This is a genomic window from Streptomyces sp. NPDC088785 (assembly GCF_044750685.1).
GTDB lineage: Bacteria > Actinomycetota > Actinomycetes > Streptomycetales > Streptomycetaceae > Streptomyces.
Genome location: NZ_JBIVKH010000016.1, coordinates 18,989 through 33,517, shown reverse-complemented (window position 1 = coordinate 33,517; position 14,529 = coordinate 18,989). Strand labels below are relative to the sequence as shown.

The window sequence follows — 14,529 nt, the reverse complement described above, 5'->3', positions numbered from 1 at the left end:
GGAGGGGAACGAGGGGTCGCGGCCGTGCGGAAGCCGTGAACTGCCGTGCCGTGGGGGGAGTTCGCGAAGGGGGGAGCCGTCGCGTGCGGGGATGGCGGGGGTAACGGGGGTGATGTGGGCGACGGGGGTAAGGGGATTTGGGCGGTCATGCGGTCAGTGCGGGGATGACGTCCTGCCCGTAGGCGTCGACGGTCTGCTCCTTCGCGTCGTGCATCGCGTACAGCGCGAACTGGTCCACGCCCAGGTCGCGCAGGGCGCGCAGCTTCTCGATGTGCGCGGACGGCGGGCCGACGAGGCAGAACCGGTCGACGATCTCGTCCGGCACGAACGCGGTGTCGGGGTTGCCGGAGCGGCCGTGGTGCGCGTAGTCGTACCCCTCGCGGGCCTTGATGTAGTCCGTCAGCTCGTCCGGGACCAGGCCGGAGTGCGCGCCGTACTTGGCCACCAGGTCGGCGACGTGGTTGCCGACCATGCCGCCGAACCAGCGGCACTGTTCGCGGGCGTGGGCGAGGGCCGCGGGCGAGTCGTCGGCGGTGACGTAGGCGGGCGCCGCCACGCAGATCCTGACGTCCGACGGGTCGCGGCCGGCGGCGGCCGCCGCGTCCCGGACCGCGCCGACCATCCGCTCGGTGAGGAACGGGTCGGCGAGTTGCAGGATGAAGCCGTCGGCCTCCTCGCCCGTCATCTTCAGCGCCTTGGGACCGTAGGCGGCCATCCACACGGGCAGTTCGGCGCCGGGGCGCACCCACGGGAGGCGCACGACGGCGCCGCCGCCGAGGTCGGCCTCGTCACCGCGGCCGAGCGCGCGGATCGCCTTCATCGCGCCGCTGATCCGGGCGAGCGTGTTCGGGGTGCGGCCGGCGACGCGCATCGCGGAGTCGCCGCGGCCGATGCCGCACACCGTGCGGTTGCCGTACATGTCGTTGAGGGTCGCGAAGGTGGAGGCGGTGACCTCCCAGGTCCTGGTGCCCGGGTTGGTGACCATCGGGCCGACGATCAGCCGCCGCGTCTCGGCGAGGATCCGGCTGTAGATGACGAACGGCTCCTGCCAGAGCACGCACGAGTCGAACGTCCACCCGTACGTGAACCCGGCGTCCTCCGCCCGCTTCATCAGTGCCACGACCCCGGAGGCCGGCGGGTCGGTCTGTAGAACCAGTCCGAAGTCCATGATGTGTTCCCTCGCTCAGCTCAGACCGCTCGGTGCGGGTGGGTCAGTTCAGGTACTGGCAGGTGGAGCGCGGGGTGTACGCGCCGTGTCCGGCGCGGCCCGTGAACTCCCGGTCGGTGATGACAAGTTCGCCGCGCGAGAGGACCGTGTCCACGCGGCCGGTCAGGCGCTTGCCCTCGTACGCGGAGTAGTCGACGTTCATGTGGTGCGTCCCGGCGCCGACGGTCTGCTCGGCGTGCGGGTCGTAGAGGACGATGTCGGCGTCGGCGCCCGGCGCGATGGTGCCCTTCTTCGGGTACAGGCCGAACATCCGGGCCGGGGTCGCGCAGGCGATCTCGATCCAGCGGCGGCGGCTGAGGTGGCCGTCGACGACCGCCTGGTGCAGCAGGTCCATCCGGTTCTCGACGCCGGGCATGCCGTTCGGGATCTTCGAGAAGTCGCCGCGGCCCAGCTCCTTCTGGCCGGTGAAGCAGAACGGGCAGTGGTCGGTGGAGACCACCTGGAGGTCGTTGGTGCGCAGGCCGCGCCAGAGCGCCGCCTGGTGTTCCTTGGGGCGCAGCGGGGTGCTGCACACGTACTTGGCGCCCTCGAAGCCGGGCTCGGCGAGGTTGTCGGTGGACAGGAACAGGTACTGCGGGCAGGTCTCGCCGAAGACGTTCAGGCCCTCGTCGCGGGCGCGGGCCAGTTCGGCGAGCGCTTCCCGCGCCGAGACGTGGACGACGTACAGCGGCGCCCCGGCGACCTGCGCGAGCCGGATCGCGCGGTGGGTCGCCTCGGCCTCCAGGAGGGCCTTCCTGACCTCTCCGTGGTAGCGGGGGTCGGTCTCGCCGCGGGCGAGGGCCTGTTCGACGAGGACGTCGATGGCGATGCCGTTCTCGGCGTGCATCATGATCAGCCCGCCGTTCTCGCCCGCGCGCTGCATGGCGCGCAGGATCTGGCCGTCGTCGCTGTAGAAGACGCCCGGGTAGGCCATGAACTGCTTGAAGGAGGTGACGCCCTCCCCCACCAGCAGGTCCATCTCCTTCAGGGTGTCCTCGTTCACGTCGGAGACGATCATGTGGAAGCCGTAGTCCACGGCGCACTGCCCGTCGGCCTTGGCGTGCCAGCTGTCGAGGCCCTCGCGCAGGCTGCGGCCCCTGGACTGGATGGCGAAGTCGACGATGGTGGTGGTACCGCCCCAGGCGGCGGCGCGCGTGCCCGTCTCGAAGGTGTCGGCGGCGAACGTGCCGCCGAACGGCATCTCCATGTGGGTGTGCGCGTCGACGCCGCCCGGGATGACGTACTTGTGGCGCGCGTCGAGGGTGCGCGCGTCCGTCCAGGACGCGGCGGTGTCGCTGCCGGTGGCCGCGAGGGCCACGACGCGGCCGTCCTCGACGAGGACGTCGGCATGCATCTCGTCGGCCGCGGTGACGACGAGACCGCCGCGGATGACGGTACGGGCGGCGCTCATGTGCTCCTCCTGGGGCGTGCGTGCGGGTGTTACGGGCGGGTCAGGGGCTCATACGCCTGCGGGGCGCGGTCCCGGTAGAACTGCCAGCGGTCGCGGACCTCGCGGAGCTTGGCGAGGTCGAGGTCGCGGACGACGAGTTCGGGTGCCTTGTCGTCGGCGACCTCGCCGACGAACTGGCCCTCGGGGTCGACGAAGTAGGAGGTGCCGTAGAAGTCGTTGTCGCCGTACTCCTCGACGCCGACGCGGTTGATGGCGCCGACGAAGTACTCGTTGGCGACGGCCGCCGCCGGCTGCTCCAGCTGCCACAGGTAGCGGGACAGGCCGCGGGAGGTGGCCGACGGGTTGAAGACGATCTGGGCGCCTTCGAGGCCGAGCGCGCGCCAGCCCTCGGGGAAGTGCCGGTCGTAGCAGATGTAGACGCCGATCCTGCCGACGGCGGTGTCGAAGACGGGCCAGCCGCTGTTGCCGGGGCGGAAGTAGAACTTCTCCCAGAATCCCTTCACCTGCGGGATGTGCGTCTTGCGGTACTTGCCGAGGTAGCTGCCGTCGGCGTCGATGACGGCGGCGGTGTTGTAGAGGACGCCCGGCTGCTCCTCCTCGTACATGGGCAGCACGAGGACGATGTGGTGCTCGCGGGCCAGCTCCTGGAAGCGGCGGACGACGGGTCCGTCGGGGACGGCCTCGGCGTAGGCGTAGAACTCGGGGTCCTGCACCTGGCAGAAGTACGGTCCGTAGAACAGTTCCTGGAAGCACAGGACCTGGGCGCCCTGCGCGGCGGCGTCACGAACGGCCTGCTCGTGCACCTGGATCATGGATTCCTTGTCGCCAGTCCATGCGGTCTGGAAGATCGCGGCGCGGATCACGGGGCTCATCAGGGCCTCCAGCGTGGCGGGGTGCTCGGTGTGCCCCCGACGATAGGAAGCCGGGGCGGCACCGCCGAGGTGCACCGTGTCACGTCCGCCGCCGCGCGTCGTTGCACCGTGTCACGCCCGCTGTGCGTCGTGGGCGAGCAGCGCGATGTGCACGGACGCGGCCTGTTCGAAGTCGTCGAGGTCGATGCCGAGCAGCGTCCCGATGGCTTCGAGCCGGCGGTAGAGGGCGGGCCTGCTCATGTGGTGGAGCTGGGCGGTGCGGGACTTGTTGCGGCCGGTGGCGAGGTAGGTGCGCAGCACCGGCAGCAGGGTGTCGGTGTCGTCCGAGTACAGCAGGGCGTCCAGCTCCCGCTCGGCGAACGACTGGACGCGGGGGTCGTCGCGCAGCAGCCGCATCAGCCCCCGCAGCCGTACGTCGCGGAGCCGGACGACGGCGGGCGGGCCGGCCGACGGCGGCGCCCCGGCGGCCGCGGCGGCGACGTGCAGGGCCTCCTGGAGGGCGGCGGGCACCTCGTCCCAGGCGGTGCGGGCGGGCCCGGCGGCGATCACGGCGGGCGCACCGGTCTCGGTGTGCAGCCGGGCCGCGAAGTGCGCGGTCAGCGGTTCCGCGGCCTGGTCGCGGGCGAGGCTGAGGAGTACGGCGGTGGCGCCGTCGGCGACCTCGGCGACCAGCGCGGACAGGCCCAGCAGGCGGACGACGCGGTCGAGTTGGGCCGGTGTGCGGTCGCGGACGACGAGGGGGACGAAGGTGCGGAGGTTCACGGGGAGGCCGGCCGCGCGGGCGCGGGGCAGGAAGTGGCGGGCCGGGGCGGTGCCCGAGACGAGGTCGGCCAGCAGGCAGCGCGCCGACTGCTCCTCCCAGGTCGCGCTCCCCGCCCCGGAGAGCAGGCGGTGCAGGACGAGGGCCTCGGCGGCGCGGTCGGCGAGGAGGCGGCCGCTGGCGCCGTCACCGCGGTACCCGCACAGGACGACCGAGCCCCAGCGTTCGCCGCGTCCGCCGAGGTCGGCGCGGAGCCAGCCCTCGCCGTCGATCTCGCCGGGCCGCCGGGCGATCCGCTCCCAGTCGCGCAGCACGTCGTCGACGGCGGGCCGTTCCCCGGCGGTGGCCAGCACGCGGTGGGCGAGGTTGGTGACGAGCACCGGGCAGGCGCTGTGCGCGGCGACCTCGTCGAGGAGGGCCTGGAGCGGCGCGCCGGCGGTGATCAGGGCGGTGAGGGCGGTGCGGATGCCCTCGGAGAGGCTGACGGCCGCGAACTTCCGCCGCACGAGCCGGGACTGGACCTCCTCGGTGAGTTCGGCGAAGGGGAACGGGCGGTGCAGGACGACCATGGGCAGTCCGTAGCGCTCGGCGGCCCTGCGCATGTCCTCCGGCGGCGAGGGGAAGGCCCGGCCGAGCCCGAGGACGAGCGCCGAGGCCTCCGCGCGGTGCAGGGACCTGATGTAGTCGGTCTGCGTGCGGGCGTCGCCGGTGAGCAGGACGCCGGTGGTGAGGATCATCTCCCCGCCGGTGAGCATGACGCCGACGTCGGCGGCCTCCGCGACGTGCACCCAGCGGACGGCGCGGTCGAGGTGGTGCTCCGCCGCGACCACCTCGGGCTCGCCGGCCGCGATGCGTTCCAGGGCGAGTATCTGGCGTACGGACAGGGCGTGTTCGGTGCCGGGTGCGGTGGTCGGCATGGGGCCTCCCTTGTGCGGGTGCGCGCCGTCGGGGTGTCGCTCGCTCGTCTGGCGGGTGCGGGTGCGTCGTGGCTGCTCGCGCGGGGCCCGCTCCCCGGCCGCTAGGAGACGGTCCGCAGTGCCCGCTCCAGGATCGAGGCGCCCTCCTCGGCCTCCGCGACCGTCAGCGACATCGGGGGGGCGATGCGCAGGACGCTGGTGTCGTGGCCGCCTCCCTTGCCGACCAGGAGGCCTGCCGCGCGGCAGGCCTCCAGGACCGCCGTCGCCGCCTCGGGGTACGCCTCGTCGGTGCCGGGCCTGGCCAGCTCGACGCCGATCATCAGGCCCCGGCCGCGCACGTCCCGTACGGCGGGGAGCTGCGCGGCGATGGCGCGCAGCCGCTCGATGAGGAGGCCGCCGACGCGGCGGGCGTTGCCCTGGAGGTCGTGCTCCAGGAGGTACGAGAGGTTGGCGAGGCCGGCCGCCATGGTGACCGGGGACCCGCCGAAGGTGGAGATGGAGTGGGCGTCGAGGCAGTTCATGACGTCGGCGCGGGCGACGACACCGCCGATCGACATGCCGTTGCCGATGCCCTTGGCGAAGGTGAGCAGGTCGGGCGGGCCCGCCTGGTCGTGCGCCTGCCAGCCCCAGAAGTGGTCGCCGGTGCGGCCCCAGCCGGTCTGCACCTCGTCGGAGATCCACAGGATGCCGCGCTCGCGCAGCACCTCGCGGAAGCGGGCGTACAGGCCGTCGGGCGGCGAGGTGAACCCGCCGACGCCCTGGACCGGCTCGGCGATCAGCGCCGCCACGTCCCCGCGGGTCTGGCCGAGCATGTCGCGCAGGTCTGCGACGCAGGCGTCGGTGAACTCGGCGTCGGACAGCGCCGCGTACGGCCCGCGGCTCCGGACGCCCCCGTGGACGTACAGGGTCTGGAGCGGGGACAGGCTCGTCGGCGACCAGCCCGCGTTGCCCGTGATGCCGACGGTCGAGAAGGAGCGGCCGTGGTAGCTGTTGCGCATCGCGAGGATCTGGGGGGAGCGGCGGTACGCGGTGGCGAGCATCAGCGCCGTGTCGTTGGCCTCCGTGCCCGACGTGGTGAAGAAGACGCGGGCGTCCGGGATGCCGGACAACTGGGCGACGCGCTCGGCGAGTTCGACCATCGGCCGGTTCAGGTAGAGCGTCGAGGAGTGGATGATCCGCGAGGCCTGCTCGGCGACCGCCTTCGTCACCTCGGGCAGCGCGTGGGCGGTCATCGTGGTGAGGATGCCCCCGAAGAAGTCGAGGTACTTGCGGCCCTCGGTGTCCCAGACGTGGCGGCCCTCGCCGTGCGTCAGCTCGATCGGGTCGGCGTAGTACAGGGCCAGCCAGTCCGGCAGGACGGCGCGGTGGCGGGCGTGCAGGGAGGTGGTGTTCACGGGGGCGGCGTCCCTTCGTCGGTCACGGCCCGGGCGGGTGCTCGGGTGCTGGGGTGCTGGAGTGCAGGGGGGGGCTGGGGTCAGGGCCGGACGAGGCCCTCGTAGGCGTCGGGGCGGCGGTCGCGGTAGAACGCCCACTGCTGGCGTACCTCGTCGATGAGGCCGAGGTCCAGGTCCCGGACGAGGAGTTCCTCGGTCTTGTCGCTCGCGGCGTCACCGACGAGCTGTCCGCGCGGGTCGACGAAGTAGGAGGTGCCGTAGAAGTCGTTGTCGCCGTACTCCTCGACGCCGACGCGGTTGATGGCGGCGACGAAGTACGCGTTGGCGACGGCCGCGGCCGGCTGCTCCAGCCGCCACAGGTGGGCGGACAGGCCGCGGGAGGTGGCGGAGGGGTTGTACACCAGCTGGGCGCCGTTGAGGCCCAACTGGCGCCAGCCCTCGGGGAAGTGGCGGTCGTAGCAGATGTAGACGCCGATCCTGCCGACAGCGGTGTCGAAGACGGGCCAGCCCAGGTTCCCCGGCTTGAAGTAGTACTTCTCCCAGAAGCCCTTGACCTGCGGGATGTGGTGCTTGCGGTACTTGCCGAGGTAGCTGCCGTCGGCGTCGATCACGGCGGCGGTGTTGAAGTAGAGGCCCGGCTGCTCGACCTCGAAGACGGGCACCACGACGACCATGCCGGTCTCGCGGGCGAGTTCCCGCATCCGGGTCACGGTCGGGCCGTCCGGGACGGGCTCGGCCCAGCGGTGGTGCTCCGCCTCCTGGACCTGGCAGAAGTAGGGGGCGTTGAAGACTTCCTGGAAGCCGATGATCCGCGCGCCCTGACGGGCCGCCTCGCGGGCGTGCTCCTCATGCTTGGCGATCATGGATTCGGTGTCGCCCGTCCAGCCGGCCTGGACGAGTGCGGCGCGTACGACAGGGGCCATGAGCCGCTCCTTTGCCTGAGCCTCTACGCCCGTAGACCGGGTCGTAGAGGGACGAACGTAAGCCCACCCGGGAGGCTTGCCAAGACCATCGTCGCCAACCCGCTGGATCGATCTCGTTTCTCAGCCGGGCGGGTCAGCGCCGGCGGTACCCTCCGGCTCAGGCGGCGTGCCCGGCGAGGCGCAGCGCGTGCAGCACGTCGCGGTGGCGCTCGCCGGTGACGGCGCGGGCCGCGTCGAGCAGCAGCGGGACGAGGCGGCCGGGGTCGCACAGCGCGCTGCGCGCGGCCTCCTCCGGGGTGCGGGTGCGGACGTACGTGTCGAGCAGGACCCGGGCCTCGCGGTGCCGGCCGTCGGCGTCGAGCCCGGCGACGGCCGCCCCGATCGCCTCGGGCGGGCGGCCGACGCCCTGGCGCAGTACCTGGTGCCCGTCGGCGCCGAGCCCGGCCGCGACGAGGGCGTCCGCGATGTCGACGAGCCGGGCCGGCGGCAGTGACGCGGCCTCCCACAGCAGGGTGGCCCAGTCGGCGCCGAGCCCGGCCCGGTGCAGTTCGGCGGCGAACCACGGGAGCCGGTCGGCGGGCCAGTTCACCGCTTCCACGAGGAGGATGTGCGCCTCGCCGCTGCGCCCGGCGGCGCGCAGTCCGACCAGGGTGGCGACGGTCGCGGTGACGTCCTCGCGGGCGGCGGCGTCGAGGGGGCGCGGGGCCGGTGCCGTGGCCGCGGTGTCGTCGCGGGCCCCGGCGAAACGGGCGCCGGTGGCCGTCACGGCGGGTGCGGCGGGCACCGGGGGCGGCGCGTTCCGGCCGGGGCCGTCCTGCTCCACGGCGAGACCGGCGAAACGGGCGCTGCCGCGGGGCCGGCGCTTCTTCGCCCGGACGGCCCCGGCCTTGGTCCCGGCTCCGGCTTCGGTTCCGGTTCCGGCTCCGGTGCCGGCTCCGGTTCCGGCTTCGTTTCCGACTTCGGCTTCGACTCCGGCTCCGGCTCCGAAGGGACCGGCCTCCGTCGCGGCGGGCGCGGGCGCGGAGCCGGTGGACATGGTCGCGGGGCCGGTGGACATGACTGCCGAGTCGGTGGACATGGCTGCCGGGTCGGTGGGCATGGTTGCCGGGTCGGCGAGCCCGCTAGCGGTCGCGGCGAACCCGGTGACGGGCGCGGCGGGCCCGGGCCGGGTGACGGTCGCGGCGAACCCGGTGACGGGCGCGGCGGGCCCGGGCCGGGTGACGGTCGCGGCAGGCCCGGTCAGGCCGGTCAGGTCAGAAGCTGAGGCCCCGCCGTGGAGGCGGGTCGCGTCCCGGAGCGGGGCCGTGTCCCGCCCGGCCGAGCTCACGGCCCGGGTCTCCAACTCGGCTAGCCTGGAGCGGAGTTCGGCGATGCGCGCGGTGGCGCGGCCGTGGTCGTCGCGGGCCCAGGCCAGGTCCCTGCGGGCCGCCTCGGCCTGGTCGTGCGTGGTGGCCGTGTCGAGGCGCCGGCCCAGAGCACGGCGCCGCTCGGTGGCGTGGTGCTGCTCGCGCAGCATGGCGTCGAGGTGGGCGAGGAGCGCCGCACGGCCGCCGGGGGCCGCGTCGCGGGCGCGTGCCGCCGCGCGGTGCAGGGCGCGGGCGGTGGGGGCCTCCTGATCGGCGCGGTCCCGGCCGTGCCGGACGGCGACGTCCTGGAGCAGCGCCTCGACCACGTCCCAGGGCGGCACCTCGACCCCGCCGAGGCAGGCCCGCAGCCCCTCGGGGTCCCGCTGCCAGAAGACGGCGAACCAGCCCCCGCCCTGGTCGATCCCGGCCACGAGCGCGCGCAGATATGCTGCGAACTCCCCGCACGGTGAAGCCGGTTGCCGTGCGTCCGTCGTTTCCGTCACGTGCGCCCCGCCGATCGTCGCGCCCCCTGGAGCCTGTCGCTCCGGCAGGAAACACCCGGCGTGTTACGGGGCCGCTACGCGGGTTTTTCAGACGAGGACCAGCGCGCAGCGCACGATCAGTTCGTCCATGGACAGGCCCAGCTCGCGGGCGACGGCGGCGACGGTGAAGAAGGCCGGGGTCGGCGCGCGCCCGGTCTCGATCTTGCGCAGCGTCTCGACGGAGACGCCCGCGCCCGCGGCGACCTCCGTCATGCTGCGCCCGCGCCGCGCCTCGCGCAGCAGTCGGCCGAGTCGCTCGCCGCGCTCGCGCTCTTCAGGGGTCAAGGGGGTTCGGACCATGGGCCCAGTCTACCCGAGACCGGATTCCTATACCGGATTAAAATACCGGTATAGTTATTGGAAGTCGACGCGGGGGCGCGCGAGGTGCCGGACCGGGCGGGCGCGGGATCGCCGTTCCTGAACTACCGGCCCTCGTTCGAGGCCACCCCGCACGAACGACGGCTCGCGCGCCGCCCACGCCGAGCGCACCGTGGCGATCACCGATTCGGAGCCGCCCATCCTGACCGTGCTCCAGGCGGGCCCCCGGGACCCGGCACCCGCGCGCGGGCGCCCTCACCCGTACGGCGAGACCAGCCCCAGCTCGTAGGCGATGATGACCAGGTGTACGCGGTCACGCGCGTCCAGCTTGGTGAACAGGCGGGCCACGTGCGACTTGGCCGTGGCGATGCTGATGACGAGCTCGTCGGCGATCTCCTGGTTCGAGCGGCCGAGCCCGACCAGCGTGAGGACCTCGCGCTCGCGCTCGGTGATCCCCTGGACGGAGCGCGGCGTGCGGGCGGCGACCGGCCCCGGCCGCCCCACGAAGTCCGCGATGAGCCGCCGGGTCACCCCGGGCGCGAGGAGCGCGTCCCCGGCGGCCACCACCCGCACCGCCGCGAGGATGTCCTCCAGCTGCATGTCCTTGAGGGCGAAGCCGCCCGCGCCGGCGCGCAGCGCCCCGTACACGTGGTCGTCCTCGTCGAAGGTGGTCAGGACGAGCACCCGGCTGCCGCTGTCGCCCGCGGTGATCCGCCGGGTCGCCTCGATGCCGTCCATGCCCGGCATCCGCAGGTCCATGACGACCACGTCGGGCCGCAGCGCCGCCGCCAGCTCGACGGCCCGCGCGCCGTCACCGGCCTCGCCGGCCACCTCCAGGTCCTCGGTCTCGCCGATCAGGACGCGCAGCCCGGACCTGACCAGCGGCTGGTCGTCGACGAGCAGGACGCGTACGGTCATCGCTCCGCCCCCGGCAGCGGTATCCGCGCCGCCACCCGGAATCCGCCGTGCGGCCCCGGCCCCGCGCTGAACTCGCCGTGCAGCAGGCTCACCCGCTCCCGCATCCCCGTGATCCCCATGCCGGGGACGGTGGCCGAGCCCCCCGTGCCCGCGTCGGTGATCTCCAGGACCAGTGCGCCGTCGTCGCGGCGGACGGCGACCCGGCAGGTGTCGACGCCCGCGTGCCGGACGACGTTCGTGAGGGACTCCTGGACGATGCGGTAGGCGGCGAGTTCGATGTCCGCCGGCAGCGCCCCCTCGGGCCCGGTGCGCACCAGGTCGACGGCGATCCCCGCGTCCCGCGCCGTGTGGGCGGCGAGCGCGCCGAGGTCGCCGAGTCCGGCGGCCGGGGCGAGCGGTGCCGGGCCGACGGGATCGGTGCCGCGCAGGGCGACGAGGGTGCGGCGCAGGCCCGCGAGGGTCTCCCGGCTGGTCTCCTCGATCGCCGAGAGGGCCTCGCGTGCCGCGTCGGGGCGGGTCCCGACGACCCGGACCGCGACGCCCGACTGGATGGCGATGACGCCGATGCTGTGCGAGACCATGTCGTGCAACTCCCGTGCGATGCGCAGCCGTTCCTCGGTGACCGCCTCGGCGACGGCCCGGGTGCGCAGCGCCTCGGCGTGGGCGCGGCGCTCCCCCGCGAGCAGGCCGGCCACGCAGGCGACGAGCAGCGCGAGCACGGCGACGACCGCGGCCCCGATCAGGTTCTCGGGCGTCACGAAGAAGAGGACGGCGGCCGTCTGGACGACGGCACAGAGGACGGCCCCGGTGATCCACCGGCCGCGGCCACGGGTCGCCACCAGCCGCCCGAGCACGGCGTCTGCGGCCACGAACGCCAGGAGCGTCGTCTCCCGTCCGCTGTCCCCCGACTGCTGCGCTGCGGCGGCGACCGGCGGGGCGAGCAGCACGACGACGAGCCCGAACAGCGGCGCGCGCCGCACCACGCCCAGCAGCAGCACGGCCGAGAGGGCCACCCCGAGCGCGCGGACCGCGGGCGCGGTCTGCGCGGAGCCGAACAGGGCGAGGCCCACGGCGAACGGATACAGGACGAGCCCGCTCCAGGCGGCGCCGCCCCGGGACGTGGAGGTTGCGTTCACACAGGTGAGCGTACGGAGCCGGATGCGTCCGGGCATCGGCCCGCGGGATGCATCCCGCGGGCCGATGCCCGCCGTGTCGCGCGGTCCGTCACTTCGCGGGGGTGACCACCTGCGCGGAGCCCCCGCCGCGCCGTACCCGCTCGGCGGCGGCGAGCCACTTGCCGTCCGGCAGCCGTTGCACGCCGGTGGTGGCCCCGATCTCCGGGTTCACCTTGAACGCGTGCCCGATGGCTTCGAGTTCGGCGCGCAGTCGGCTGTCGTAGAGGGCGGGTTCGAGTTCGGTCTGGGCCGCGTTGCGCTGGCTGGCGCGGGGCGCCGCGATGGCGTCGACGAGCGGCAGCCCGCGGTCGAGGAACCCGGTGAGTGTCTGGAGCACGGTGGTGATGATGCTGGCGCCGCCCGGTGAGCCGAGGGCGACGACCGGCCGGTCGTGCCGGTCGAGCACGATGGTCGGGGAGATCGACGAGCGCGGCCGCTTGCCGGGTCCCGGCAGGTTCGGGTCGTGCACGCCGGAGGCGGCCGGGGCGAAGGAGAAGTCGGTCAGCTCGTTGTTGAGCAGGAAGCCTCGGCCCGGCACGGTGATGCCGCTGCCGCCGGTCTGCTCGATGGTGAGGGTGTAGGAGACGACGTTGCCCCACTTGTCGGCGACGGTGAGGTGCGTGGTGTTCTCGCCCTCGTACGTCGTCGGCGCCGCCCGGTCCGCGGCCCTGCCGCACCGGCCCGGGTGGCGGGGGTCGCCGGGCGGCACCGGGCTGGTGAGCACGGCGTCGTCCTTGATGAGGCAGGCCCGGGAGTCGGCGAACCGCTGCGACGTCAGCTGCCGGGTGGGGACGTTCTCGAAGGCCGGGTCGCCGACCCAGCGGCCCCGGTCGGCGAACGCGATCCGGCTGGCCTCGATGAAGTGGTGCAGGTACTGGACCGCGGACGCCTTCGAGAGGTTGGTCCGCTCCAGGATGTTGAGCGCCTCGCCGACGGTGGTGCCGCCGGACGACGACGGGGCGACCGAGTAGACGCCGAGCCCGCGGTACGACGTCTTCGACGGGGCCCGGAACGCGGCGCGGTAGGCCTTGAGGTCCTTCCGGGACAGCTTGCCGGGGCGGGCGACGTAGTCGGAGCCCGGGGCGACCGGGGGCTTGTGGACCGTCGCGACGATGTCGTCGCCGATGCCGCCGCGGTAGATGGCGCCCATGCCCTCGCGCGCCAGCTGCCGGTAGGTGCGGGCCAGGTCGGGGTTCTTGAACGTGGAGCCGACGACGGGGAGTCGCCCGCCGGGCAGGAACAGCCGGGCGGTGTCGGGGAAGTCGCGGAAGCGGGTCTCGTTGCCCGCGGTCTGGGTGCGGAAGGTGGTGTCGACGGTGAATCCGTCGCGTGCCAGTCTCTCGGCGGGCCGCAGCACGGTGCCGAGCCCGCGGCTGCCCCAGGCGTCGAGCGCCGACTGCCAGGTGGCCGGGGTGCCGGGCGTGCCCACGCTGAGGCCGCTGGTCACGGCGTCGTCGAAGGCGAGTGGTGCGCCGTTCTCCAGGAACAGGCCGGCGTCGGCGGTCAGCGGCGCGGTCTCCCGGCCGTCGAGCGTGTGGACGGTGCGGGACCGGGCGTCGTAGTAGGCGAAGTAGCCGCCACCGCCCACTCCCGACGAGTAGGGCTCCGTGACGCCGAGGGCCGCGGCGGTCGCGACGGCGGCGTCCACCGCGTTGCCCCCGTCCCGCAGGACCTCGATGCCCGCGGCCGAGGCGTCGGCGTCGACGCTCGCCACGGCGCCGCCGTAGCCGACGGCCACGGGCTGCTTCTGCGGCGTGGTCGGCACCGCCCCGGAGGAGGGGGGTGCCGCCGCGCCGACGGCCACCATGCTCGCCGCCACCGCGCACAACGACAGATTCCGCGCAATCGAGCGTCTCATCGGTACCTCCGGTCAACAGCGGTTCGCGCAGCGTAACTTGACTTCCCCCACCCGTCAGGACCCCCTCGAACACCGGTGCGTGGTTGGCTAGAGTGCGCCCCCATGACTGACGACGCGCGCACCATCGTCCTCGGCCTGATCGCGGCGGGCATCTGCGTCGCGCTGGGCTGGGTCGCCCGCACCCAGCTGTGGCGGCGCAGGCTCCGCCGCAAGCAGGTCTTCCTCGGGCTGCCCGACAACTCCGAGTCCCTGATGGTGGTGAACCGGGACGCGGGCGGGCCGGAGCTGGCGGTGAAGCGGCACGACGTCTTCGCCCTCCTCGAACTCTCCGCCCTCATCAAGGACTGCGGTGCGCATGCCCAGATCGTCGCCCACGACACCGCGCAGCAGGGCTTCGGCGAGCGCACGGAGTTCTGTGTCGGCGGGCCGGCCTCCCACCGGCGGATGGCGGCCCACATGGTGAGCCTGCTGCCCGGGATCCGGGTGAACACCGATCCGGAGCCGGGCCCGGACCGCGGCGCCTTCCAGATCGGCTCCGAGCGCCACCGCCTGGAGCCCGGCCGGGCCGAGCACGTGATCCTGGCGCGGCTCACCGCCGGGGAGGCGGGCGAGGGCGGCCGGGCCAGACCGGTCTTCCTCTTCTGCGGGCAGCTGCCCATCGCCCATCAGGCGGCGACGCGCTATCTGGCCCGGCATCACGAGCGGCTGGCGCGCAAGTACGGCGGCGGCTCGTTCGTGCTGCTGCTGAAGGTCGTCAACTCGGGGGCGTACGGACCGGACGTCGTGGAGCTGGTGGCGGATGTCACGAGGACGGCGCAGACCCCGCTGCCCGCCCCGGCGGCGGCGCCGCGCAGCACCCACCGCGCGGGCAAGTAGCGGCCGGGGAGG

12 protein-coding genes are annotated in these 14,529 nt (G+C 73.8%); 1 reads left to right on the top strand and 11 read right to left on the bottom strand.

All coding sequences use genetic code 11. The features are described 5' to 3' along the window. Positions 1–145: 145 nt before the first annotated feature. The 11 genes from ACIP5K_RS31060 to ggt all read right to left on the bottom strand — a co-directional run bounded on the left by ACIP5K_RS31060 (position 146) and on the right by ggt (position 13,641). Positions 146–1,168 (bottom strand): TIGR03842 family LLM class F420-dependent oxidoreductase, encoded by a 1,023-nt coding sequence (locus ACIP5K_RS31060; protein ID WP_401414889.1) that lies wholly within the window; start codon positions 1,166–1,168, stop codon positions 146–148. 43 nt (positions 1,169–1,211) lie between these two features. After that, positions 1,212–2,618, bottom strand: a complete 1,407-nt coding sequence (gene hydA, locus ACIP5K_RS31055) for a dihydropyrimidinase (RefSeq protein ID WP_401414888.1) — start codon at positions 2,616–2,618, stop codon at positions 1,212–1,214. A 29-nt stretch (positions 2,619–2,647) separates the two neighbouring features. Continuing rightward, entirely contained in the window at positions 2,648–3,490 is an 843-nt protein-coding gene (locus ACIP5K_RS31050; protein WP_401414886.1) for a nitrilase-related carbon-nitrogen hydrolase, read from the bottom strand. Between the two features lie 111 nt (positions 3,491–3,601). After that, positions 3,602–5,167: a PucR family transcriptional regulator gene (locus tag ACIP5K_RS31045; protein WP_401414884.1), complete on the bottom strand. Its 1,566-nt coding sequence runs from the start codon at positions 5,165–5,167 to the stop codon at positions 3,602–3,604. Between the two features lie 101 nt (positions 5,168–5,268). Then, the gene (locus ACIP5K_RS31040; protein ID WP_401414883.1) at positions 5,269–6,561 is read right to left on the bottom strand and encodes an aspartate aminotransferase family protein; all 1,293 of its coding nucleotides are present in this window, start codon (positions 6,559–6,561) and stop codon (positions 5,269–5,271) included. An 80-nt stretch (positions 6,562–6,641) separates the two neighbouring features. After that, positions 6,642–7,484 carry a nitrilase-related carbon-nitrogen hydrolase gene (locus ACIP5K_RS31035; RefSeq protein WP_401414881.1) on the bottom strand — a complete coding sequence of 281 codons (843 nt, stop codon included), beginning with the start codon at positions 7,482–7,484 and terminating at the stop codon, positions 6,642–6,644. Positions 7,485–7,641: 157 nt separating this feature from the next. Next, the gene (locus ACIP5K_RS31030) at positions 7,642–9,261 is read right to left on the bottom strand and encodes a hypothetical protein (RefSeq protein WP_401414879.1); all 1,620 of its coding nucleotides are present in this window, start codon (positions 9,259–9,261) and stop codon (positions 7,642–7,644) included. A 159-nt stretch (positions 9,262–9,420) separates the two neighbouring features. Next, complete coding sequence (locus ACIP5K_RS31025; RefSeq protein ID WP_401414877.1) at positions 9,421–9,672, bottom strand: helix-turn-helix domain-containing protein; 252 nt, start codon at positions 9,670–9,672, stop codon at positions 9,421–9,423. 273 nt (positions 9,673–9,945) lie between these two features. Beyond that, positions 9,946–10,608: a response regulator gene (locus ACIP5K_RS31020; RefSeq protein WP_401414875.1), complete on the bottom strand. Its 663-nt coding sequence runs from the start codon at positions 10,606–10,608 to the stop codon at positions 9,946–9,948. Then, positions 10,605–11,744: a sensor histidine kinase gene (locus ACIP5K_RS31015; RefSeq protein WP_401414874.1), complete on the bottom strand. Its 1,140-nt coding sequence runs from the start codon at positions 11,742–11,744 to the stop codon at positions 10,605–10,607. The genes ACIP5K_RS31020 and ACIP5K_RS31015 overlap by 4 nt, the downstream gene beginning before the upstream one ends. 88 nt (positions 11,745–11,832) lie before the next feature. After that, entirely contained in the window at positions 11,833–13,641 is a 1,809-nt protein-coding gene (gene ggt, locus ACIP5K_RS31010) for a gamma-glutamyltransferase (RefSeq protein WP_401414873.1), read from the bottom strand. Between the two features lie 102 nt (positions 13,642–13,743). Between ggt and ACIP5K_RS31005 the strand changes: the two genes are divergently transcribed. Further along, positions 13,744–14,517 carry a hypothetical protein gene (locus ACIP5K_RS31005; protein WP_401414871.1) on the top strand — a complete coding sequence of 258 codons (774 nt, stop codon included), beginning with the start codon at positions 13,744–13,746 and terminating at the stop codon, positions 14,515–14,517. Positions 14,518–14,529 lie beyond the last annotated feature (12 nt).